This is a genomic window from Salicola sp. Rm-C-2C1-2, from assembly GCF_040196175.1.
Classification (GTDB): domain Bacteria; phylum Pseudomonadota; class Gammaproteobacteria; order Pseudomonadales; family Oleiphilaceae; genus Halospina.
On sequence record NZ_JBEFNF010000006.1, the window covers coordinates 157,366 to 179,299 of the forward strand.

22 protein-coding genes, 1 tRNA gene and 1 riboswitch are annotated in these 21,934 nt (G+C 59.3%); of the genes, 13 read left to right on the top strand and 10 right to left on the bottom strand.

Annotated features, from left to right (window positions below; all coding sequences use genetic code 11):
* The first annotated feature begins 1 nt into the window (after nucleotide 1).
* The 6 genes from narH to moaA all read left to right on the top strand — a co-directional run bounded on the left by narH (nucleotide 2) and on the right by moaA (nucleotide 5,442).
* Nucleotides 2-1,555, top strand: coding sequence for a nitrate reductase subunit beta (narH, locus tag AAF659_RS11440; protein ID WP_349751886.1), 1,554 nt, complete (start codon nucleotides 2-4; stop codon nucleotides 1,553-1,555).
* A 10-nt stretch (nucleotides 1,556-1,565) separates the two neighbouring features.
* On the top strand, nucleotides 1,566-2,297 hold the full coding sequence (narJ, locus tag AAF659_RS11445) for a nitrate reductase molybdenum cofactor assembly chaperone (protein WP_349751887.1): 732 nt from the start codon (nucleotides 1,566-1,568) through the stop codon (nucleotides 2,295-2,297).
* A gap of 17 nt (nucleotides 2,298-2,314) precedes the next feature.
* A complete protein-coding gene (gene narI / locus AAF659_RS11450) occupies nucleotides 2,315-2,998 on the top strand; it encodes a respiratory nitrate reductase subunit gamma (protein ID WP_349751888.1) in 684 nt (227 codons plus the stop codon).
* 115 nt (nucleotides 2,999-3,113) lie between these two features.
* Nucleotides 3,114-3,926 (top strand): peptidylprolyl isomerase, encoded by an 813-nt coding sequence (locus tag AAF659_RS11455; RefSeq protein ID WP_349751889.1) that lies wholly within the window; start codon nucleotides 3,114-3,116, stop codon nucleotides 3,924-3,926.
* Between the two features lie 60 nt (nucleotides 3,927-3,986).
* A complete protein-coding gene (locus AAF659_RS11460; RefSeq protein ID WP_349751890.1) occupies nucleotides 3,987-4,433 on the top strand; it encodes a hypothetical protein in 447 nt (148 codons plus the stop codon).
* Between the two features lie 10 nt (nucleotides 4,434-4,443).
* Entirely contained in the window at nucleotides 4,444-5,442 is a 999-nt protein-coding gene (gene moaA / locus AAF659_RS11465) for a GTP 3',8-cyclase MoaA (RefSeq protein ID WP_349751891.1), read from the top strand.
* Between the two features lie 3 nt (nucleotides 5,443-5,445).
* Here the strand turns inward: moaA and AAF659_RS11470 are convergent, their stop codons facing one another.
* From AAF659_RS11470 to AAF659_RS11485, 4 genes are all read right to left on the bottom strand, one after another.
* Nucleotides 5,446-5,910: an Rrf2 family transcriptional regulator gene (locus AAF659_RS11470; protein ID WP_349751892.1), complete on the bottom strand. Its 465-nt coding sequence runs from the start codon at nucleotides 5,908-5,910 to the stop codon at nucleotides 5,446-5,448.
* Between the two features lie 65 nt (nucleotides 5,911-5,975).
* The gene (locus tag AAF659_RS11475; RefSeq protein WP_349751893.1) at nucleotides 5,976-6,389 is read right to left on the bottom strand and encodes a c-type cytochrome; all 414 of its coding nucleotides are present in this window, start codon (nucleotides 6,387-6,389) and stop codon (nucleotides 5,976-5,978) included.
* Nucleotides 6,390-6,454: 65 nt separating this feature from the next.
* Nucleotides 6,455-6,946 carry a bacterioferritin gene (gene bfr / locus AAF659_RS11480; RefSeq protein WP_349751894.1) on the bottom strand — a complete coding sequence of 164 codons (492 nt, stop codon included), beginning with the start codon at nucleotides 6,944-6,946 and terminating at the stop codon, nucleotides 6,455-6,457.
* 95 nt (nucleotides 6,947-7,041) lie between these two features.
* Nucleotides 7,042-7,248 carry a bacterioferritin-associated ferredoxin gene (locus tag AAF659_RS11485; protein WP_349751895.1) on the bottom strand — a complete coding sequence of 69 codons (207 nt, stop codon included), beginning with the start codon at nucleotides 7,246-7,248 and terminating at the stop codon, nucleotides 7,042-7,044.
* A gap of 257 nt (nucleotides 7,249-7,505) precedes the next feature.
* Here AAF659_RS11485 and AAF659_RS11490 point away from each other — a divergent pair.
* Nucleotides 7,506-7,582, top strand: a tRNA-Arg gene (locus tag AAF659_RS11490).
* 119 nt (nucleotides 7,583-7,701) lie between these two features.
* Here the strand turns inward: AAF659_RS11490 and AAF659_RS11495 are convergent.
* The 5 genes from AAF659_RS11495 to AAF659_RS11515 all read right to left on the bottom strand — a co-directional run bounded on the left by AAF659_RS11495 (nucleotide 7,702) and on the right by AAF659_RS11515 (nucleotide 13,839).
* Complete coding sequence (locus AAF659_RS11495; RefSeq protein WP_349751896.1) at nucleotides 7,702-8,544, bottom strand: iron-sulfur cluster assembly protein; 843 nt, start codon at nucleotides 8,542-8,544, stop codon at nucleotides 7,702-7,704.
* A gap of 44 nt (nucleotides 8,545-8,588) precedes the next feature.
* Nucleotides 8,589-9,257 (bottom strand): thiaminase II, encoded by a 669-nt coding sequence (gene tenA / locus AAF659_RS11500; RefSeq protein ID WP_349751897.1) that lies wholly within the window; start codon nucleotides 9,255-9,257, stop codon nucleotides 8,589-8,591.
* A 16-nt stretch (nucleotides 9,258-9,273) separates the two neighbouring features.
* A complete protein-coding gene (locus tag AAF659_RS11505; RefSeq protein ID WP_349751898.1) occupies nucleotides 9,274-11,037 on the bottom strand; it encodes a protein adenylyltransferase SelO in 1,764 nt (587 codons plus the stop codon).
* 99 nt (nucleotides 11,038-11,136) lie between these two features.
* Entirely contained in the window at nucleotides 11,137-12,525 is a 1,389-nt protein-coding gene (locus AAF659_RS11510) for a sodium:solute symporter family transporter (protein ID WP_349751899.1), read from the bottom strand.
* A riboswitch (TPP riboswitch) is annotated at nucleotides 12,514-12,622 on the bottom strand. It overlaps the preceding gene by 12 nt.
* Nucleotides 12,622-13,839 carry a protein adenylyltransferase SelO family protein gene (locus AAF659_RS11515; RefSeq protein WP_349751900.1) on the bottom strand — a complete coding sequence of 406 codons (1,218 nt, stop codon included), beginning with the start codon at nucleotides 13,837-13,839 and terminating at the stop codon, nucleotides 12,622-12,624. Its footprint overlaps the riboswitch before it by 1 nt.
* 87 nt (nucleotides 13,840-13,926) lie before the next feature.
* Here AAF659_RS11515 and AAF659_RS11520 point away from each other — a divergent pair, with 87 nt between their 5' ends.
* Nucleotides 13,927-14,499 carry a MarR family winged helix-turn-helix transcriptional regulator gene (locus AAF659_RS11520; RefSeq protein ID WP_349751901.1) on the top strand — a complete coding sequence of 191 codons (573 nt, stop codon included), beginning with the start codon at nucleotides 13,927-13,929 and terminating at the stop codon, nucleotides 14,497-14,499.
* On the opposite strand, the gene AAF659_RS11525 is transcribed toward AAF659_RS11520, so the two are convergent.
* Entirely contained in the window at nucleotides 14,496-15,389 is an 894-nt protein-coding gene (locus AAF659_RS11525; RefSeq protein ID WP_349751902.1) for a LysR family transcriptional regulator, read from the bottom strand. The genes AAF659_RS11520 and AAF659_RS11525 overlap by 4 nt on opposite strands.
* 147 nt (nucleotides 15,390-15,536) lie before the next feature.
* Between AAF659_RS11525 and AAF659_RS11530 the strand changes: the two genes are divergently transcribed.
* The 5 genes from AAF659_RS11530 to AAF659_RS11550 all read left to right on the top strand — a co-directional run bounded on the left by AAF659_RS11530 (nucleotide 15,537) and on the right by AAF659_RS11550 (nucleotide 21,907).
* The gene (locus AAF659_RS11530; RefSeq protein ID WP_349751903.1) at nucleotides 15,537-17,039 is read left to right on the top strand and encodes an aldehyde dehydrogenase family protein; all 1,503 of its coding nucleotides are present in this window, start codon (nucleotides 15,537-15,539) and stop codon (nucleotides 17,037-17,039) included.
* A gap of 79 nt (nucleotides 17,040-17,118) precedes the next feature.
* Complete coding sequence (locus tag AAF659_RS11535; RefSeq protein ID WP_349751904.1) at nucleotides 17,119-18,282, top strand: alkene reductase; 1,164 nt, start codon at nucleotides 17,119-17,121, stop codon at nucleotides 18,280-18,282.
* Nucleotides 18,283-18,662: 380 nt separating this feature from the next.
* Nucleotides 18,663-19,409, top strand: coding sequence for a ParA family protein (locus AAF659_RS11540; protein ID WP_349751905.1), 747 nt, complete (start codon nucleotides 18,663-18,665; stop codon nucleotides 19,407-19,409).
* Nucleotides 19,410-19,559: 150 nt separating this feature from the next.
* Nucleotides 19,560-20,816 (top strand): alginate export family protein, encoded by a 1,257-nt coding sequence (locus AAF659_RS11545; protein WP_349751906.1) that lies wholly within the window; start codon nucleotides 19,560-19,562, stop codon nucleotides 20,814-20,816.
* A 107-nt stretch (nucleotides 20,817-20,923) separates the two neighbouring features.
* Nucleotides 20,924-21,907 (top strand): NAD(P)/FAD-dependent oxidoreductase, encoded by a 984-nt coding sequence (locus tag AAF659_RS11550; RefSeq protein ID WP_349751907.1) that lies wholly within the window; start codon nucleotides 20,924-20,926, stop codon nucleotides 21,905-21,907.
* Nucleotides 21,908-21,934: the final 27 nt, after the last annotated feature.

A 21,934-nucleotide genomic window follows, 5' to 3' on the forward strand; every position in this document is an offset into this window, starting at 1 on the left:
CATGAGGATACGCGCACAGATCGGCAAGGTGCTGAACCTGGACAAGTGCATCGGGTGCCACACCTGCTCAGTAACCTGTAAGAACGTCTGGACCTCCCGCGAAGGCATGGAATACGCCTGGTTCAACAACGTCGAGACCAAGCCCGGCGTGGGCTACCCCAAGGAGTGGGAGAATCAGGAACGCTGGAAAGGCGGCTGGAAGCGCCTCGACGACGGCAGCATCCAGCCCCGCATCGGCGGGCGCTGGCGGGTACTGGCGAACATCTTCGCCAACCCGGACATGCCGGCGATTGATGACTACTACGAGCCCTTCGACTTTGACTACGCGCACCTGCAGAAGGCCGGCGACGCCAAGACCATGCCGACGGCACGGCCGCGCTCACTGCTGACCGGCAAGCGCATGGAGAAGATCGAATGGGGCCCGAACTGGGAAGAAATCCTGGGCGGTGAATTCAAGCACCGCTCGCAGGATTACAACTTCGAGGGCATCCAGAAGGAGATCTACGGCCAGTTCGAGAACACCTTCATGATGTACCTGCCCCGGTTGTGCGAGCACTGCCTCAATCCCACCTGTGTGGCGTCCTGCCCCAGCGGCGCCATCTACAAGCGGGAAGAGGACGGCATCGTACTGATCGACCAGGACAAGTGCCGGGGCTGGCGTATGTGCGTCTCTGGCTGCCCGTACAAGAAGATCTACTACAACTGGAAGTCCGGCAAGTCCGAGAAGTGCACCTTCTGCTACCCACGTATCGAAGTGGGCCAGCCAACCGTGTGCTCCGAGACCTGCGTGGGCCGGATCCGCTACCTGGGCGTGATGCTCTACGACGCCGACCGCATTGAGGAGGCCGCGAGCACCCCCAACGAGCAGGACCTCTACGAAGCGCAGATGGATGTGTTCCTGGATCCGAACGATCCGGAAATCATCGACGAAGCGCGCCGTCAGGGCATCCCGGACGACTGGCTCGAGGCCGCCCAGCACTCCCCCGTCTACAAGATGGCCATGGAGTGGAAGGTCGCGTTCCCGCTGCACCCGGAATACCGGACGCTGCCCATGGTGTGGTACGCGCCGCCGCTGTCGCCCATCCAGTCGGCCGCCGAGTCCGGCAAGATCGGCTATAACGGCGCCATCCCGGATGTGGACCAGCTGCGCATCCCGGTGCGCTACCTGGCCAACCTGCTGACTGCCGGTGAGGAGCAACCCATCACCCACGCACTGGAGCGGATGCTGGCCATGCGGGCCTTCATGCGCGGGCGCAACGTGGACGGGGTCGAGAACATCGACGTACTGGAACGCGTCGGCCTGAGCGTGGAAATGGTCGAGGAGATGTTCCGTTACATGGCCATTGCCGACTACGAAGACCGCTTCGTGATCCCGACCAACAAGCGTGAATACGCCGAATCCATCTACGACGGCCAGACCGAACGTGGTGGCTGCGGCTTCAGCTTCGGCAGTGGCTGTAACGCCGGTGGCGGCGACGACGCCGACGTGTTCGGCGGCAAGCCCAACAACAAACGCCAGTTCTTCGCCGTGCGCGTGGACAAGGTCGGGAACTGAGGAGATCGAAATGCTGGCATTAAGAGCACTGGCGCACCTGATGGCCTACCCGAACGCAGCCATGCAGCAAGCGCTGCCGGAAATGGCCGAGGTTGTCCGCAACGAGCAGCGGCTGGCGGACGGCCCCAAACAGGCCGTTGTTGATCTGATCAACGAACTCGAAAACCAGCCCCTGGGTGAAATTCAGGAGGAGTACGTGAGCCTGTTCGACCGCGGCCGCCACCTCTCACTGCACCTGTTCGAGCATGTGCACGGCGAGTCCCGGGACCGCGGCCAGGCCATGGTGGACCTGATGGAACACTATCGCCTCAACGGCTACGAGCTGGACGCCAAGGAGCTGCCGGATCACATTCCGCTGTTCCTGGAATACCTCTCCACCCAGGACGAAACCGAGATCACCGACATGCTCGGTGATGCCATGCCCGTCATGGTACTGCTTGGTGCACGTCTGCAGGAGAAGGAATCGTCCTACGCGGCGCTGTTCCACGCCCTGGAAGCCATCGGCGGCAGCTGTGAACAGGCGCGGGATATGCGTGAGCTGGCCTCCACCGAAGGCCCGGACGAAACCATTACGAAAATGGACGAGATCTGGGAGGAGGAGCAGATCACCTTCCTTGGCAACAATGACCCGGCCGGTGGTAGCTGCGGCAACACGAGCTCTGGCGCCGCCACCAGCCCAACGGACGAGATCCCGGTGCGCTGGGTGGACAACCCCGGCGCCCAGGCCGCCGGCCAACGCTGATTGAGGGGAGAGACACCATGGAAACCTACATCAACCAACTGATCTTCGGCGTCGGCCCCTATCTGGCCGGCACCATCTTCCTGCTCGGCAGCTTCCTGCGCTACGAGCGTGGCCAGTACACCTGGCGGGCCATGTCCAGCCAGACGTTGAATAACCCGCCGTGGTTCCGTTGGGCGAGTATTGCCTTCCACGTCGGCATACTGCTGCTGTTCTTTGGCCATCTCTTTGGCCTGCTGACGCCAACACCGGTCTACAAAGCCGTCGGCCTGACGCCCGGCGCCAAGCAGCTGATCGCCATTGTTGCTGGCGGCATCTTCGGCCTGCTGTGCTTTACCGGACTGAGCTACCTGGTCTACCGGCGGCTGTTCAATGCCCGGGTGCGCGCCAACAGCAGCCCTATGGACACGTTCATCATCTGCCTGATCTATCTGCAGCTGATCACCGGCCTGGGGACGCTGTTTATCTCCACAAGCCATCTGGACGGCTCCGTCATGGTTCAGCTGGCCCACTGGGCCCAGAACATCGTCACCTTCCAGGCAGGGGCATGGCAGTACATCGTGGACGTGCACTGGATCTACAAGACTCACATCTTTCTCGGCCTGCTGATGTTTACCGCCTTCCCGTTCAGCCGGCTGGTGCACATCTGGAGCTGGCCGGTGGAATACGTGGCCCGGCGGTACCAGATCGTAAGGCCGCAGTGACCGGACTCTTTCCAATGGGTCGACAGGAGCCGGGGATGCTTTCCGGGAACCGCCACAAGTACACCTGTGCAAGCATCCCCGGCTCCTGCCGCCCCAACCGACCCCCGGAGGTAGCATGCAAGCCATCCCTATTCAGCAAGTCGCCGGTGGCGAAATCCTGGTTAACGGTCGCACTATTACCGAAGATGCCATTGATCAGGAGGTCCAATATCATCCGGCATCATCCTTTCAGGAAGCCCGAAAAGAAGCGGCACGCGCTCTGTCTATCCGCACAATGCTGATCACAGAAGCGGAACGCCAGGGCATCACCGGTGAAAACCGTGAGACAGCAGAAACCCAGGAAGAAGCCCAGATCCGCCTTCTGCTCGACCAGGAACTGGACAACCCGGAGCCGGACGAAGCCGCCTGCCGCCAGTACTTCGAAAGCAACCGCGAGCGCTTCCGGTCACCCAGCCGGTACCATGTCTCCCACATCTTCCGCCCAGCACCGGCTGACGATGCCGAGGCCCGCGTGGCCGCCCGTGAGCGCTGCCGCCGCATCATCCGCATCTGCCAGGCGGACGCCAACCGGTTCACCCGGCTCGCGTTCAAGCACTCAAAATGCCCCTCCGCTGAGGCTGGCGGCGATATGGGCGTCGTGGGCCCCGGCGACACCGCCCACGACTTTGAGAAAGCACTGGATCGCCTCCCGGAGGGTGAGATATCAACCCACCCCCTGGAAACCCGCTACGGCTTCCACGTGGTCTGGCTGCACGAGCGCCAGCGCGGTGAGCTGTTATCCTACGAAGCCGTTAAGGAAAAAATCGCCACCTATCTGAAGGAATCCGTCTGGCGCCGCTCCGTCAGCCAATACCTCCAGATCCTGGCCGGTCGCTCGCGCATTGAAGGGATTGATCTCAACGGAGCCGATAACCCATTGGTACAGTAGGGGCTATACTGTTGAGGTCAAAAGAAGCTGGCGACAATCACCGAATACAGAGGCATTCAAATGGCGGTAGAAACCTTCACCCCCGAACCAAGCATCACCACCTTCGACGACCTGGCCAAAATGTCCGAGATGGACGGCCCCGGCACCAAGCTGCTGGTCGTGCTCATCAACGTACAGCGTCTCCAGGAAAAAACCGCCAGCGGCGAACACGCTGCCATGGACGACCAGGGCTCCCTCATGCCCCTGATGGTGCGTGACTTCCCCTTGACACCCGAGACCCGCCTGAAAGACATTGTTGCAGAGGCGGATCAGGTCAGCACCAATTGGGAATTTCTGATGACGGCCGTTCTCCCCGGGCGCAACGGCGAGCCCCTGCCCGAGGACGAAACCGAGCAACACCTCACGCGGATGGCCCAGACCCTCACTACCGGGGAGAACCTTGATCAGTTCGCTATCTTTACACGTGAAGGCGAACCCGTACAGCTCCAGGCCATGAGCGAGCAGTAAGGAGAATACGATGTCCGAACCGCAAAAAGCGCTGGTCGACCAATTCGGGCGCACCATCACCTATGTGCGCATCTCGGTCACGGATCGGTGCGACTTCCGCTGCGTCTACTGCATGAGCGAGGACATGGAATTCCTGCCGCGCCAGCAGATACTCAGCCTGGAGGAAATCGCGCGCATCGCCCGGATCTTCCGTGGACTCGGCGTTGAGAAAATCCGCCTGACCGGCGGCGAACCACTGGTCCGCAAGGATATTGTGAAGCTGGTCGAGGACATCGGAAATCTTGAGCTCAATGATCTTGCCATGACCACCAACGGCAGCCAACTGCCTCACATGGCCCATGACCTCAAGGCCGCCGGCATGGACCGGCTCAACATCAGCCTCGATTCACTGGACGCGGAAAAGTTCCGTAATATTACCCGAACCGGGGACCTCAACCGCGTCATCAAAGGCATTGATGCCGCCGTCGAAGCCGGCTTCAAAGGCATCAAGCTCAACAGCGTCATCATGAAGAACAGTAACGACCATGAAGTGCTGGACCTGGTTGAGTTCGCACGTTCACGCGGTATCGATATCAGCTTCATCGAGGAAATGCCGCTGGGCGAGATCTCCGATCACACCCGGGACGAAACCTTCTGCTCCAGCGACGAGGTTCGGGAAATCATCGAGCAGCGTTACAGCCTCATCCCCAGTACCGCGGATACCGGTGGCCCCTCGCGCTACTTCCAGATGCCGGACTCACCGAGCAAGGTAGGCTTCATTTCTCCGCATACCCATAACTTCTGTGGCGACTGTAACCGCGTACGTCTGACCGTGGAGGGGCGGCTGCTGCTTTGCCTGGGGAACGAACACTCAAAGGATCTGAAGGGGCTGATGCGGCGCTACCCTGAGGATGACGAACCAATCCGGGAGGCCATTATCAGCGCCATGGACCTCAAGCCCAAGGAGCACCACTTCACTACTGACGGCGATGTTCAGATCCTGCGATTCATGAACATGACTGGCGGCTGAACGTCACGCGGTCTCTGCGCCAGGCTCATCAACAGGGATGTTTAGAAGCCGGATCAGTTGAGGGGCATTATTTTCAGAGATGAGATCACTCAGAGTATAACGATCCAACGTTGCCAGAAACGCTTCCAAGGCCTCACTCAGGATACCCTTGAGCGAGCACACCGGTGATATAACGCAGGTGTTATCCGGCCCGAAACATTCGACCAGATTCAGATCAGGCTCCATCTCACGCACCAGCACACCCAGATTGACGTCCGAGGATGCCATACGCAGTCGGATTCCACCTTTCTTACCTCGAATACTGTCAAGATACCCTTTACGGGTAAGCTGATGAACCACCTTCATCAGATGGTTTTTGGAGATCCGATACCGGTCAGCGACCTCCTGTATGGTCGCCAACCGGTCACCCTGGAGGGAGACGTACATCAAAACCCTGAGGGAATAGTCTGTGTAGCTGGTAACTCGCATTGACTGCTCTCAAATGCCCGAGACTGCACTCGCCCCCCACTTCGTTTAACCGAGGGAAAGCTTATTTATTCGCCCTCTGCGACCAAGTAGTCAACGGCATTCTCGATTTCTTTATCAGAGCAATCACTGCAGCCACCTTTGGCCGGCATCGCGTTGTAGCCATTAATCGCGTGGCTGTAGAGAGTCTCCTTACCTTTGCTGATACGATCCGACCAGGCGCCTGTATCACCCAGCTTGGGCGCGCCTGCAGCACCGGAGTCATGGCAGGCCGCGCAGGCATCTGCGTAGACTTCTTCTCCGCCTCGGGGCCCACTGGCCTGTTGCTGCATCTGCTGGCCCTGCTCACCCGCAATATTCACGTTGCCAGTGGGCTTAATGCGATTCCTTATCTGATCCTCAACAGCCGCCAATGTGAGCGCGGAACCACCCAGCGCTGCAATGAGGCCGAGACTTACGAAAATACGGGTCAGTTTGTTCATTACCACACCTCAATCGTCAGAAGCGCCCCAATTATACCCGCTCCTGGCCGATGATACGAGCCTGCTTACTCGCCATCTTCCTCTGCAGTTCCACTGGACTGGAGCTGGCAGTAGTTTTCAAGACCCATACGGTCAATCATATCGAGCTGAGTCTCCAGGAAGTCGACGTGGCCTTCCTCTTCTGACAGCAAGGAGGCCAGCAGATCCCGTGAACCGTAATCCTGAACGGACTCCGCCTGCTTGATGCCAGCCCGGTAGATCGCAATTCCGTCGTGCTCCGCCTTAAGGTCACACTCCAGAATCTCCTTGACATTCTCACCGATCAGCAGCTTGTTAAGGTCCTGCAGATTGGGGAGCCCGCCCAGAAATAGAATGCGTTCAATCAGCCGATCGGCGTGTTTCATTTCGTCGATGGATTCGTCGTATTCAATCTTGCCCAGCTTATCGATGCCCCAGTCCTTGAGCATACGGGCATGAAGGAAGTACTGATTGATAGCGGTCAGTTCCGCAGCCAGCGCTTGATTCAAATACTGAATGACTTGCTTGTCGCCCTTCATGAGACCTGTCTCCTGATCCGATTCGTCTGTGCTAATGCCGTTAAATTAGCACAAGCGGGTCAGGGGCGACCAGCCGGTAACCGTGTAGACGGGCGTTATGCCGGCCGTGCCAGTGTGTTGAGCAGATCCAGGTCGAGGCTCTGACGATGCTCGTTCAGGATGTCCCTCGCCATGGTTCCACAGCGGCCACACTGACTGGCAACACCCAGCTCGTTACACAGCTGGCGCATACTGGAGCAGCCATCCTCTGCCGCGCGGCGGATTTCGTGATCAGTAATTTGATTGCAGACACAGACGTACATGACAACTCCTGCATGGCAGCTAACGAACACCTTAATGCTAATTATTCTTATTTCCTCAAAAGAATGCAAGTGTTTTGCGCAAAAAATGGTCTCACTGGATACTGATACAGTGGACAGGCGCTGGTCGGTACCGAAATGTCAGAAGGGATGGACTTGCAGGCCAACGGCCCTTATCATGCGACTCAGTTTCGAAGGCGCTGCTCGCAGGGCATAAGCCCTCGAACCGACACCGGCGTGACCCATTCCGGTGTTGCCCACCGCCCGTAGCTCAGCTGGATAGAGCGCTGCCCTCCGGAGGCAGAGGTCATAGGTTCGAATCCTATCGGGCGGGCCATACAATCGAGGGGCTTGCGAAGCATCGCAGGCCCTTTTCTTGAACTGGCCAGATGCTGGGCGCGAGCCGGCCCTAAACCAGTGCCCCGTCGATTGAGTGGGTGGCTCCTTTGCAGCCGCTCATAGAAGTCCCAGCTCCAGCCGAGCCGCATCACTGACCATGTCGAAGGTCCATGGCGGATCAAAGACAATGTCCACCTCAGCGTTTTCCACGAACGGCACCTCCATCAGGCGGTTACGGGCATCACCGGCAATTACATCGCCCATGCCACAGCCCGGCGAGGTCAGCGTCATCCGCAGATACACCGAGTTTTGTTGCGCATCAACAGTCAGCTCGTAGACCAGGCCCAGACTGACGATACTCACCGGAATTTCCGGGTCGTACACCTGCTCCAGCGCTTGCCAACACTGGTCCTCGCTGATTTGCCCATCCTCCGGGGTTTCGAATATGGCCACGTCACTGCGCAGACCGACCTTGCCGGCTTCTTCTGGCGAGAGGCGGTAGAGATTACCCTCATGCTTCACCGTTACACTGCCGCCGAGTGCCTGAGTCACGGAAACTTCAGCGCCCTCTGGCAGAGTAACCTCATTGCCATGGGGCACACGCCGCGCCACACACGCCATTGGGAGGGCTAACTCTTTGGGCGGCGTCGCTGGCTGCTTGGCATAGGGTGCCCTGATAGTGAGCGTCTCGGACTCGCCCGCCGCCTCAATATCGATGCGACTTTCCCGCAGGTAGGGGAGGCTCGGCGCATCCAGATAGAGCGTGACGTCGCCAAACGTCAGTGGGGTGTCACTGGTTTCCTCCTCCCCGGGCGGACAGAACGCCAAACACGTCTCCGCCTTTGATGTACCGCCATTGTGGACGAACATCCGCGCCGCTATGCCAGGGGTCTCCTGCTTCGCCAGGAGCTCGGCCAGGTAATCCCGCGCTGCGTCGCTGACGTCAACATCAACACTCATGCTATTGATTCCTTTAAACTGTTTTCTAATTGGATTGACGGGGCTTATGCACCACCCACCTCAAGCCCCATATCCCAGAATGCCTGCTCTAACTTCGTTGCATCAGTGAAGATCCGTGAAAGTCTATTGAATCGTTCCTTTTGAGCTTCCTGAGCATAAAGGTCATTCATCAGTTGCTGAACATTGGTGGCAAGCGCCTGGAATTCATCCCCCGAGTAGGTCTCAATCCATTTCCCGAACGGATGATGCTCAATGTCACCGCCCGCTTTGTCAGCACAATTACGTCCAATCTCGGCGTAGCCCAGTACGCAGGGAGCCAGGGCCGTCATAAGATCCAGCAGATCACCGGAAAGGCCCGCATCCAGAACATACCGTGTGTACGCCATATTGGCCCGGGCTTCCTGCGCCTGCTCAATCTGCTCTCTCGATATTCCCCATTGGCCGCAGTACTCAACGTGCATCGCCATCTCATGATTCAACAGTCCATCCAGCACCGCCACAGCTGATTGCATTGTTGAGATGGAATCGGCCTTGTACACAACCAGCGCCCAGGCACGGCTGAAATGCTTCAGAAAGATATAGTCCTGGATGAGATAGTGCCGGAAGGCCGAGCGCGGCAGCGACCCCTCGGCGAGACGGGCAGGGAACGAATGGTTGATGTAGGCCTGCCACTCCTCCCCGCATTGCTGCTTGAGCGTGTTAAAAAGATCCATCGCTGCATCCCTCCAGTCATGACGAACAGTTGTAATAGGAAACACCGCCAACATTGAACAACTCGGGCGGCTTCAGTCTGTAGAATGCCGTCTCAACCTCATTTGACTGCTCGGCGTAAGGCTGGGTCATGACGTCCTGCAGCTGCCGCAGTGGTGCGTAGTGGCTCTTGGAGGCCTGCTGGTAAGCGGGTACAACGAACCACTCGCGCAGCGTGTATTTGGGGTTCACGCGTTTCATCTGGTAAGCAAGCGCCTCACGGCGGCCCTGCGGGCCCGCGTTTGAATCGCTCGTGCTGTCGACACCGACAAGTGACTGCCATTTTCTGAGCCATTCTGACCAGCGTTTTTCCAGACCGTCGCGGTCCTCGTTCGCCATTGAAGCCTCCACGGATCCCTCGCTGTCCAACGCCCTGTAAAAGCTTTTCCTGAGCGGACCAATATCGTCGGGTATCTCCGAGAGCTCCCGGAAGAGGATCGTGTAATCCACAGGGGTCTGCGCCATCAGCGTCTTGAGCTCACCGAACAGCTCGGCGTCAAAGGCATCAAGGCCCAGTTTCGCCGCCCACATCGCTTCCATTTGGGCCTGCATATGCGCGGGAAACGCTCGCTCAATCTGATCGAGTTGCCAGAGATGATCCTGATTGCCCTCCAGAAGCGGACGCAACGCGGAGCAAAAGCTATGGAAGTTGCGGTGCGCTGCCTCGGGTTGATTCAGGAACGAGAAGTGATTGCCGCCACCGGTCCAGGGCTGATAGTACGGATCAAAAACCTCACAGAAGCCGAAAGGCCCATAATCCAGAGTGAAGCCACCAGCAGCGCAGTTGTCACTGTTGAAGTTGCCCTGGCAGTAGCCGACCCGGATCCAGTTGGCAATAAGAGACGTGAGTCGGCTGCGGAATTCGCGCGCAAGCAACAGCACTTTCTGGGGTAGATCGAGTTCATGGTCGATCACGTCCCCGTACTCCGTGCCAATCAAGTGCAACACGATCTTTTCAAGCTCTTCCATCGCATGTGGATGCTCATTCCTGCGGGCACGGCGACTGAACAGCTCCAGCTGGCCCACACGGATGAACGAGGGAGCAACACGGGTGGTGATCGCCACCGGCTCGGCAATAACCGTATCCGGCTCTGTCGAGCGTGAGCCACCCGAGTACCACGGCCGCCTGACCTTTTCGGTTTTCGAAACATACAGGCTCAGGGACCGCGACGTGGGAACGCCGAGCGCATGCATGTGCTCCTGTGCCAGGAACTCCCGCGCACTTGAGCGAAGAACAGCACGACCGTCTGCACCCCGGCAGTACGGCGTCCGGCCCGCCCCTTTAAGCTGCATTTCCCAGCGTTGTCCCTCGATGACGACCTCCACAACGGAAATGGCTCGACCGTCGCCGTAACCATTTCCGGTTTGGAAGGGGCACTGCTGGACCAATTCAGTACCATAGATGGAAAGGGCATAACCACAGGCCCAGCCGACCTTCCTCATCGACTCGGGAACAGGCGTGATATCGCCTGAAAAAAGAGAGACGAAGTCGGCAGATTGCGCCATGCTGTCGGCGAAGCCCAGCTCGCGAAACAGATCCTTGCTGTGGGCAACGTATTCCGGGTCCTTAATCGGCGTGGGGGTAACCGGCACATAATGACCCCTGAAGACCTGGCGCGGCTCATGGTCTTTCCCGCTGGCGTTCGCTTCCGGGTCGGCGTTGAGTCGGTCCATGAACGAGTAATCCGTCACCTGTGCGAGGTCATTGAGGCTCGCACAGGTGAATGAGGTTTGTTCGGCCACCTTATCGCCCCTATTCATGCAAAACGTGTTGCCGGTCAATCAGGCTTGTGAGGCATAACCGGACGTGTTTTTTAGTGTCGTATCGACATCAACAGCCTGTCAATGCGGGGCTGAAGCCCTCGCCGGGCGCAGCACAGCGATGAGCATGCTCACGCCGGTCGATGCCAGCAATGCGCCCAGGAAAGGCCCCAGTGTTGGCACACTATCCGGGAAACTCGCTGCCAATACGCCGCCGGTAAGGCTGCCTGTTGTGACCCAACCCGGCAGTATTGCCCCAACAAGACCAGCCACGCCGCCAGCCAGAGCCGCCAGGGCCGACATGCGCTGCCAGGGCCCCAGCAACACCGGCACCACGATTGCCGCACACAGCAAATCAGCAATCAGAAACAGACGAAGTACTGAAAACCCCTGGAGACCCACCCAGACGACGGGCACCATCAGCAAAACGGTGATCCACTGCGCGCCGCGCATCGACAGCCCCTTGCGACCGGTGCTGGCGACTGCCATGGAGGCAATGGCGTTCTGTAGGGTATCCACACTGGAGGCGACAAGAGTTACCGCCAATACGAGCGCCGGCAGGCTCAGCCAGCCCGGGGCTGCCGAAACGAGGGCAAAAAACGGGATGGGCGGCTCGCCCAGGGATAACGCCTGCATAGCCGCCAGCATCCCCAGTCCGCCGACAATCATCACCACGACCAGGGTGGCAACGGCGCCAAAGAGGGCGCCACGCCCCAGAGCCCGATTATTCTCGGCGGCCCAGACCCGCTGCCAATAGCCCTGATGGAACAGATTAGCCGCGGTGACCGCAATCACCAGGGTAAGCCCTACCGAGAGCGCACTTCCCATTGGCGCCGCGGGCATCGTCGCTTCCGGCGGCAAAGGCGGGAGCCCCCACCATGCCACCGCGGCCACGAGCAGCAACAGCGCCAGAAGCAACCAAGCCTGCCAGCGATCCGTTGCCATGCTGGCGCGTAACCCGCCCAGAGTTGTGTAGACAAGTGTGACCAAGGCAATACCGATGATAATCAGTGACGGATCGACGTCGGAAAGCAGTCCGGCAATGGAACCGATGGCGGTCAGTTCGGCTGCCAGGAAACAGGCCATGTAAGCCACCGAAACAAAGGCGACCCACCTCCGCACACCGGGGCCATAACAGGCCTCGGCGAACTCACTGATGCTGCGCCCCTCCGGCAGGCGCCTTCGGATCGCTGGCCCATAAAGCCCCAGAACGACAAAGGGAAGCGCGGCGCCAATCGCGTAACCAGCCAACCCAACAGGACCCACGAATGCTGCAATCTCCGGTGGCGCAAAAAGAATCCAGGCCCCCATGCTTGATGCAAGAAACGAGAGCCCAATCGACTGAGTCCCCTGGGAGTTGCGGGCTGTCACATAATCATCAAGGCGGATACCAGCCCGGCTTGCGCGCAGACCGAGCGTACCAAAGAGCGCCAATGCCGCACCGAGCGCGGCCAACGTCAGATAAGTCATTCGCACTTCCTCCGCCGGAATAAACCGGGTCAGGTTCCAGGGTCGGTGTTTTACCCTCTCAGCCTCGGATTTACACGAGGCTCCCCTGGCGACAAATTAATAAGGTTTGCAAATAGGGTCCCTGTCACCGGCCAACGCGTGGCCACCATAGGCTGTCAGAAATCGATCGATTGACGACCAATCCCCCTCTACAACCTCTTCAACGGTCGCTGATAGCGTGCGCGATCTGGGAGTGCCCCTGGTGGGCTCAACCGCGGGGCGCTGGAGATAGCCAATGCGGTGCTGTTCATATCGGTTGAAGAAGCCATCCAGACGGCCCTGTATGCGGCTGCCGCTGCCTTTTCCCTCAGGTCCGGTTAATGGCCGCAGCACATTGGCAAACCGGCACAGGTTCCAATGGGCGGCAATGGGTTGGGCGGAAAACGCATAACGGCCTGTTGCATCCGAGGGATGCCTGATGCGGTCAATATCAGAGTTGTCCATGAACCCCGAATAGGGGGTCAGGGACATACCACCATCGATCGCTGTCAGATGCGTATCGAGTTTGCTGTGGATGAACCCAACGCTTGCCCACTGCGCCATCGTTACAGCGAGCTTATCGCAGACCCGTTCAAAAAATGCTGTGTAGGGTGTGTCGCTATTGATCAGAGCAGGGTCGATTCGGGCAATGGCATAGTCGGTAAGACGTTCAAGCTCTGCCAGCCCCAGTTGGCTGAACGCGTACTCAAACGCGCCGATGGTCAACGGTGACTCGCCAGTCTTGATGACCGATGCGCGAGCCTGATCCAGTTTTCCACCCGCATCGTCATAGGCAATCGCAAGTACCCGCGGTGCTTGAACCCCCATTGCGTTGAGCACTTCGCCCATCAAAAGCTGGTGTAAGCCGTTTCTGACCGAGAGTTCAGCGCCAGCCAGGTCATGATCACTGTCTTCGTGTTGCTGCAATGACAGATCGCAGCGCTGGAAGCAACGATCAATATGCTCGCCCAGAGCAATCTCAGCCGTGGCTCCATGGCGTGGCTCGGGGGCACCCCAGGGCCGTTGTGCGACTTTGCGTCTGATTGGCCGGGCACCGAATGGTACCCGGTGGCCACTGGCAAATGCCGTGATCAGTTCCTGCGGTTGGCCACCAAGACCAAGCACGCTGGCAAGCGGTGCGTTAAACCAAAGCAGTTCAGGCTCCGCCAAGGGTTCCGGCTCCGCCGGGCTGTACATCACCTTTGGCAATCGGGCGTAACTGTTATCCAGTGCCAGACCCGGCCACACAGCCCTAGCATCACCCAATTGCAGGTTATGACTGCTGACAGAATTCATGACTAACCCCGCTGTATAGTTTTGTTTCGACATTAATTGGGCGGTGATACTTTTGTCAATCTGATGTCGTTTCGCTATCATTAACCCATGAGTGACAATGCCAGCACCATCATCGCCGACCGCATCATCCATCTCGCCTGGCAGAGCCACAGCTCTGAGCATGGGCGCGAGTGTGAACTGAGTGGCGCCCAGTGGGCCGCCGTCCGGTTTCTGGCACGCTCGAATGCGATATCGCGCAAGCCGTCGGCCTTTGCCGAATTTCACGGCACCACTCGTGGCACGGCATCGCAGACGCTGAAATCACTCGAATCGGCAGGGCTGGCGAAGCGGGAGAAGGACAGCCGCGATGGCCGGAGCGTGCGCTTCTCGCTGACTGAGGCGGGTGACGCTATCGCGCTCAATGACCCGGTTCTGAGCCTTAAAGAGGCGGTACAGCGCCTCCCTGAGGCTCAAAGGCAGTCGCTGGGCCACCTCATTGAACAACTCACCATCACCCTCTCAGAGAAAGACGGTCATCATTGCTTTGGATGCTGTCATGACTGCGTCCACTTCACTCCCAACGCACGGGAGACGAACGACGGCATCTGTCGGCTGGACGATCAGGCGTTACCCGTGGACGATCCCAGCGCGCTGTGCGTCTACTTTGAACCAGATTGCTAGCCGGAGAACGCCTCGTCCAGAAGCGATAGTATCCACTGCTGCAACGGATCCTGGCTGGTACGGGGATGCCAGGCGGCAATCACGTCGAAGCAGGGCGGCGACTCCTCAAGCTCAATGGGGCGTACCAGCGGATGAGGCAGGATTCTCGAGGGCAGAAAAGCGACACAGTCGCTGGATGCAACACAGGTTGGCGCTGCGGAGAAGCTTGGCACCGACATCACTATATTACGCCCATACCCTTTGCTGGCGAACCAGTCATCGGCGGAACCAATCAGGTTGGCACGCGTTGGCGAGACGATGAGCTGCGGTAACTCAGCGATCTCGCCGATGGTCAGCTGTTGCTCATGCAGCGATGACTCATTGCCCGCCACGCAGATGTGATACTCCGAGAACAACAGCTTGGTCTGGCAGCTTTCCGGTGCGAAGGCGGGAAAAGTCAGCGCCATGTCCAGCTCCCCGGAGGCCAGCATGGCGTGCACTCGGTCACTCTCAAAATCACGTACGATCAGCTTCAGCCCCGGCGCCTGCTGCCGGACCCTGGTGACCAGCTCAGGCAGCACCACTTCCACCGCGTAATCGGTGGCGGATATGACATAGGTCCCCTGCACACTTGCCGGATCAAACCGCTCCGGGGGAATCAGCTGCTCGATACTGTCGAAGACCGCCTTCACTCGCGGCTCAAGCTCTTCCGCCAACGGCGTTGGGACAACGCCCTGGCGTGAGCGCAGAAACAGCCGGTCCTGAAAGATCTCGCGCAGCTTGTTCAATTGCGCACTCACCGCCTGCTGCGTCATTCCCATCTGGCCCGCGGCCCGAGTCAGACTTCTCTCTTTCAGCAACGCCCTGAGCACACGCAACTGCTTCAGGTCGATGTTACTCAAACCACTCATGTTTGTATTTTTCACCAAAAATTACTGTTTCTGTTTGTGATGATACGTCCTTAACCTTGTCCCTGTCATCGACGCTATTCAATGGGTACGCAGCCTTCTGCGCCCGTCCGCCTGATACGTCAGGCCCGCAACAAACAGGAGCACGACATGGTCGAGATACTGCCGAAAGCGCAATACCAGCAACTGATCAAGCCCAACTATCGGATGCTGATTGGCGGCGAATGGACTGATAGTGGGTCCGCTCGGACGATTGCGACGATCAATCCAGCCACCGGCGAGCCCCTATCGCACCTGCCCCTGGCGGATGCCGACGATGTTAACCGGGCTGTGAAAGCAGCGCGTGGAGCCTTCCCAGCATGGCGCCAAACATCGCCTCAGCAGCGCCAGCAGGCACTGCTGACGATTGCGGATCGGCTGGAGGCGCGTTCCCAAGAGTTTTACCACCTGGAGACACTGGACAACGGCAAGCCCATCAGGGAATCAAGCCAGATGGACATCCCGATGGCGATTGACCACTTCCGCTACTTCGCCGGTGTCATCCGCTCGCACAGCGACGAGGCAACGCAGCTTGACGAGAATACGCTGAGCTTGGTTCTGAGTGAGCCCATGGGCGTCGTCGGGCAGGTCATCCCCTGGAACTACCCGTTGCTGATGGCCGCCTGGAAGCTGGCGCCGGCGATTGCCACCGGCAACACCGTGGTTATCAAGCCAGCGGAGATGACCTCCATCACGCTGCTGACGCTGGGTGAAATACTGAATGAGGTGCTGCCCGCCGGGACCGTCAACATCATCACGGGTAAAGGCTCCGAGGCCGGCCAGACACTGCTTGATCATCCGGACGTCGATAAGCTGGCGTTCACTGGCTCCACGGACGTGGGCTATCGCGTGGCGAAAGCCGCGGCCGACAAACTCGCGCCCACCACGCTGGAGCTGGGCGGCAAGTCGGCGAACATTGTCTTCCCGGATGCCAACCAGGAAAAAGCCCTGGAAGGCGCTGCCCTTTCGATCCTGCTCAACCAGGGCCAGGCCTGCGAATCCGGCGCCCGCCTTCTGGTGCACCGGTCCATCCTGGATGACTTCCTGGCATCGCTGAAGAACCGGTTCGAAACCATCAAGGTTGGCGACCCCATGGATCCGACGACCCAGATGGGTAGCCAGGTAAGCCAGCAGCAGACGGAACGCATCTTGGGCTATGTCGAGCTCGCGTCCCAGGAAGGCGCCACCATCCTGACCGGCGGCAAGCGTCTTGAAGACGAAAGCCACAGCAATGGCTGCTTCATCGAACCCACACTCATTGTGGATGCCAACAATGAGATGCGGGTTTCCCAGGAGGAAATATTCGGCCCGGTTCTGGTGGTCATGCCCTTCGATGACGAGGACCACGCGATTGAACTGGCCAATGACTCTGAGTACGGGCTGGCGGGCGCTGTCTGGACGCAGGACATCAATCGCGCCCTGCGGGTGGCACGCGCGGTCAGGACAGGCCGGATGTGGGTCAACACCTACCATGAACTGCCGGCCCACGCGCCTTTCGGCGGCTACAAGAAGTCCGGCATCGGGCGCGAAACCCACAAGATGATGCTGCACGACTACACCGAGACCAAGAGCGTCATCATCAGCCTGAACGAGGCCACCAACGGCCTCTTCTGACCCCTGCGCCACGGGGCCTGCCAACCAATGGTCAGGCCTCGCTTCCATCTCCTCATTCAACTGAAAAGGTTTGAAAATCATGAATACGGAATCGCTTTTTGAATCCGTCAGACTCGGCGATCTGACACTGACAAACCGTATCGTTCTGCCACCGCTGACGCGCTCCAGGAGTACTCAGCCGGGCAACGTGCCCAACGACATGATGGCGACCTATTACGCCCAGCGGGCGTCGGCCGGCTTCATGGTCTCGGAAGGTACCCAGGTCGAACCCCGGGGTCAGGGCTATGCCTGGACGCCTGGTATTTCCACCCCTGAGCAGGTCGAGGGCTGGAAAAAGGTGACCGAGGCCGTTCATACCCAGGGCGGCACCATCTTCTGCCAGCTCTGGCACGTGGGGCGGATCTCACACCGCTCACTGCAACCTGAGCGGGCAGCACCGGTGGGTCCGTCGGCCATCCGCAACGAGACCGTTAAGGTGTTTGTTGAGACCGGCCCCGGTGAAGGCATGATCACTGATTCCGACGAGCCCCGCGCCCTGAGCACTGATGAAGTCGGCGAAATGGTTGAGCTGTACGCCCGGGCGGCGCGCAACGCCATGGAAGCCGGCTTTGACGGGGTGGAGATCCACAGCGCCAATGGCTACCTGGTCAACCAGTTCATCTCCGAACACAGCAACCACCGCACTGACCAATACGGCGGCAGCCTGCGGAACCGGTTGCGCTTCCTTGAGGAGATCGTCAGCGCGGTTTCCCGGGAAGTGGGCGCCAACCGCCTTGGTGTCCGGTTCTCGCCGCTGTTCGAGAGCACCGACGAAGAACGCGTTTACCTCGGGCTGGTTGAATCCGATCCCCACGAAACCTATGTGGAAGCGGCCAAAATGCTGGACCGCCAGGGCATCGCCTACATCTCGATTGCCGAAGCAGACTGGGACAACGCCCCCGAACTGCCGGACAGCTTCTGCCAGGCATTACGGGACGCGTTCAGTGGTGCGCTGATTTTTGCCGGCCGCTATACGCCGGAGAAAGCCCTGCGTATGCTGAATGCGGGCTATGGTGATCTGTTCGCATTCGGCAAACCCTTCATTGCCAACCCGGATCTGCCCCATCGCATCCGGCATGACCTCCCCTGGAACAAGGTGGACCCGGCGACAATGTACGGTGGCACCGCCCACGGCTACACCGACTACCCCACCTATGAGCAGCAGGTCCAGCAGAGCGCCCCGGAACCGGAAGGCGTTTCCTGAAAGGCACAGCCACACGCACCAGGCCCTCCTACCGCAGGGCCTGGCGCAATCCGTATCACCGGTAACAGCCACACCGATTTAAGTCAGCCCACCCTCAGGGGGTAACGCTGATTGCCGCCCATTGACGTCACCTTCAGCAATACTCGAAACGCGGCTATCGGATTTCGGCGCCCCCCGGCGAATACTGAAATACCGGGGTTTACCCTTACTGGGAGAGTCCGGTCTCGGTTGAAGGCTCGCATGAGGGCGTGGGTTACATGGAGCTGACCGGTTACCCCGATTAAGCCATAGTGGCTGCTGACGCCAGTCCGGCCGGGGCCAGCGCTCCGCCACTGGCATGTTAGCCTGCACAACTCATCCACGCTGTAGGGTGCTTATTCATGCAGATCATTGCGTTCCATACGCTTAAGGGTGGCACCGGGAAGACCTCAGCCGCCGTTAATGTTGCCTATCTGGCCAGTCAGGCTGGCATCCCAACTGTACTATGGGACCTTGACCCTCAGGGGGCAGCAACCTGGCTTCTGAGCCAGGATCAGGCGGAAAATGGCCGTAAGCTTGGCCCACTGGTTAAAGGCAAGAAGCCGATTGGTGCTTTCATCCATGCCACACCCTACGCTCGGCTCGAGCTGATCCCTGCCCACCGGAGCGCACGCAACCTCGACATCAAACTGAGCCAGTTGAGCTCCAGTGATGCCCTCAAGCGCTGGCTCAAGTCACTCTCCGAGGAAACAGCGCTGGTTATTCTGGATTGCCCACCATCGCTCTCCGAACTGGCTGAGCAGGTGCTGAACGCCGCCAATGCCATCTTCGTGCCCGTGGTCCCGGCTCAGCTGTCACTCAACAGCTGGCATCAGATGCGCGACTTCGCCAAGGAAAACAACATCAAGGCCAAACGATTACGCCCCTTCCTTTCCATGGTTGACCGCCGCAAGACGTTCCATAAGGCCATGGCAGACGGTGAGCTGAAGCCTTTACCCAAGCAACTCCAGACCGTCATTCCCAACGGCGGCGTGATTGAGCGGATGGCCGAATCCAGATTGCCGGTGGAATTGATGGACCGCCGCAGCCGGGCAGCAACCGCATACCGGGCTCTGTGGGCCGAGATCCACGCCATGCTGAAGCTGTGATGGGTACAAAACCTACCCCTTAAGATCTAGCCTGCTGATACTGAAGAGAAATCAAGCTGAAAAGTTGATAAGAATCATTTAAAATATTTCTTTGAGGGGAGATACTCGGCTGAGAATTCATCCTCAGCCGGCCGTTGGAGGCCCTACCCCATGACAACGCGATCAACGATTACGACCGCCGTGCGCTCTTACCTTGGCAAAGCACCCCTGGTGGTTGCTGTTGCCGCATTTTCCGGAGGCATCTGCGCGGCCCCCATCACGGATGCCATCACCAATGGCACATCATCACTGGACACGCGTTATCGTTACGAAAACGTGGACGACGATGGCGCCCAGGACGATGCGCGGGCATCAACGCTGCGCGCCAGGCTGGGCTATGAAACCGCGGAGGTCGCCAACCTCAAAGGTTACCTGGACGTGGAACATGTCACGTCGGTCGGCCCTGACAATTACAACAGCACCATCAATGGTCGCACCAGCCGCCCAGTGGTTGCCGACCCAACCGAGACTGAACTGAACCAGGCTTATCTGGCGTACAGCGGCCTGGCGGAAACGAAACTGACATTTGGCCGCCAACGCCTGAAGCTGGATAACGACCGCTTCATTGGCAATGTGGGCTGGCGCCAGAATGAGCAGACCTTTGACGGCTCAACGCTGGTCAACACCTCACTGCCGGATACCACCATCACGGCGGGGTATCTCTATAACGCCAACCGCATTTTCTCGGATGCCAGCCCCAAGGGTGACCTCGCCATGGATACCGGCATCCTGAATGCGCAGTACGAGGGTTTGGAATACGGCTCAGTATCAGCCTACAGTTACCTGATTGCGCTTGATAACAAGCCCGATGACTCCACCAAGACGTTCGGGCTGCGATACACCGGTGATGCACCGCTCAGCGACGGTGTGAATGCCCTGTACACACTGGAATACGCTCACCAGAGCGATTACGACGATAACACCCGCAGCCTGGACCAGAGCTACTACAGCCTCGAAGCCGGGATCGATATGTCCGGCGTGCAGTTCAAGCTCGGTCAGGAAATGCTGGGCAGTGACGACGACACTGCCGCCTTCCAGACCCCCCTTGCAACGCTGCATGCGTTCAATGGCTTCACCGACCGTTTCCTCTCGACGCCGAAGTCCGGGCTGGTGGACAGCTATGCCAGCCTCTCAGGAACTCTGAGTGGCGTCGACCTGATGGCGGTCTACCATCAGTTTGACAGCGATGAAGGCAGCGACGATTACGGTTCTGAAGCCGCATTACAGGCAACGTACAGCCTCAACGAGACCTATTCTCTGGGCGTTAAATACGCCGCTTACGATGCCGACGGCTACAGCCAGGACGCTGACAAAGCCTTCAACCGGGACGCGGATAAGGGCTGGGTCTGGGTACAGGCTTCTTTCTAGGCTCAACCTGCCCTCTACAGCCGGGCCCCTTCCCCAGCAACGGCCCGGCTGGTTACGATCTCGCTGGAGCAGTCATCCATAACGCCAGCGCCAACGAATAACCCTCCATGACTGACAATACACACATCGCCATTATCGGGGCTGGCATCGCCGGCCTAACAGCTGCCCTGCGCGCGCGCGAGGCCGGGTTCACGCCTGTACTCTTTGAAAAAAGCCGGGGCCCTGGTGGGCGCCTTGCCAGCAAGCGCACCCAGGACGGCGCCAGCGTAGACATGGGGGCGCAATTCTTCACCATCCGCAATTCACGTTTCAAAGCGCTTCTGGCGGACTACGCCGGCGAGGAGGCATTGCAACTGTGGGACGCCACGCTCTGGCATGAGAATACGCAAGGCGCCGTGGGCAGCTTTCATCAGGCGCTGCGCTATGTAGGCACGCCCCGCATGACCGCCGTCACGCGGGCGCTCTCTGCCAATTTCGCCATCAACACCGGAATCCGTATAACCGCAGTAACGCCGGAGCCCGACGGCTGGACGCTAACGACCGACGAGGGCCCACAGGGGCCATTCGCTCGTGTGATCATCACCACCCCCCCAGAGCAGGCCCGAAATCTGGTTGCGGAGTCCGTGGTCGCTTCTCTGGGGCTGGAAGCGTTCCGGATGCTGCCCTGCTGGACGCTGGCACTTCGCTTCGAGCAAGCGCTTACACCAGGCTTTGACGGCATGCAACTGGCGCACGAGTGCCTGGGCTGGGTCGCCCGGAACACCAGCAAACCGCAACGCGGCGCTGGGGAGTGGTGGGTTCTGCATGCCAACAGCACCTGGTCAGAGTCGCACCGGGATACGGCCAGCAGTGAGGTTGCCGCAGCCATGACCACCGCTTTCCGCCAACGCTTTGATATCCAGCAGCCAGCCAGCGACTACCTGGTACACCGCTGGCTCTACGCCCGCCCGGCTGGCGGGCCGACTCCCGGTTTTCTGAGCACAGCCGAGGGCGGAATCGGGCTCTGTGGCGACTGGCTGGCCGGAGGGCGTGTGGAGGGCGCGTTTGAAAGTGCGGATGCACTGGCCGCCCAATGGTTCGGTCAGCCGTAGACGTGACGCTCAGGAGTCAAAACACCT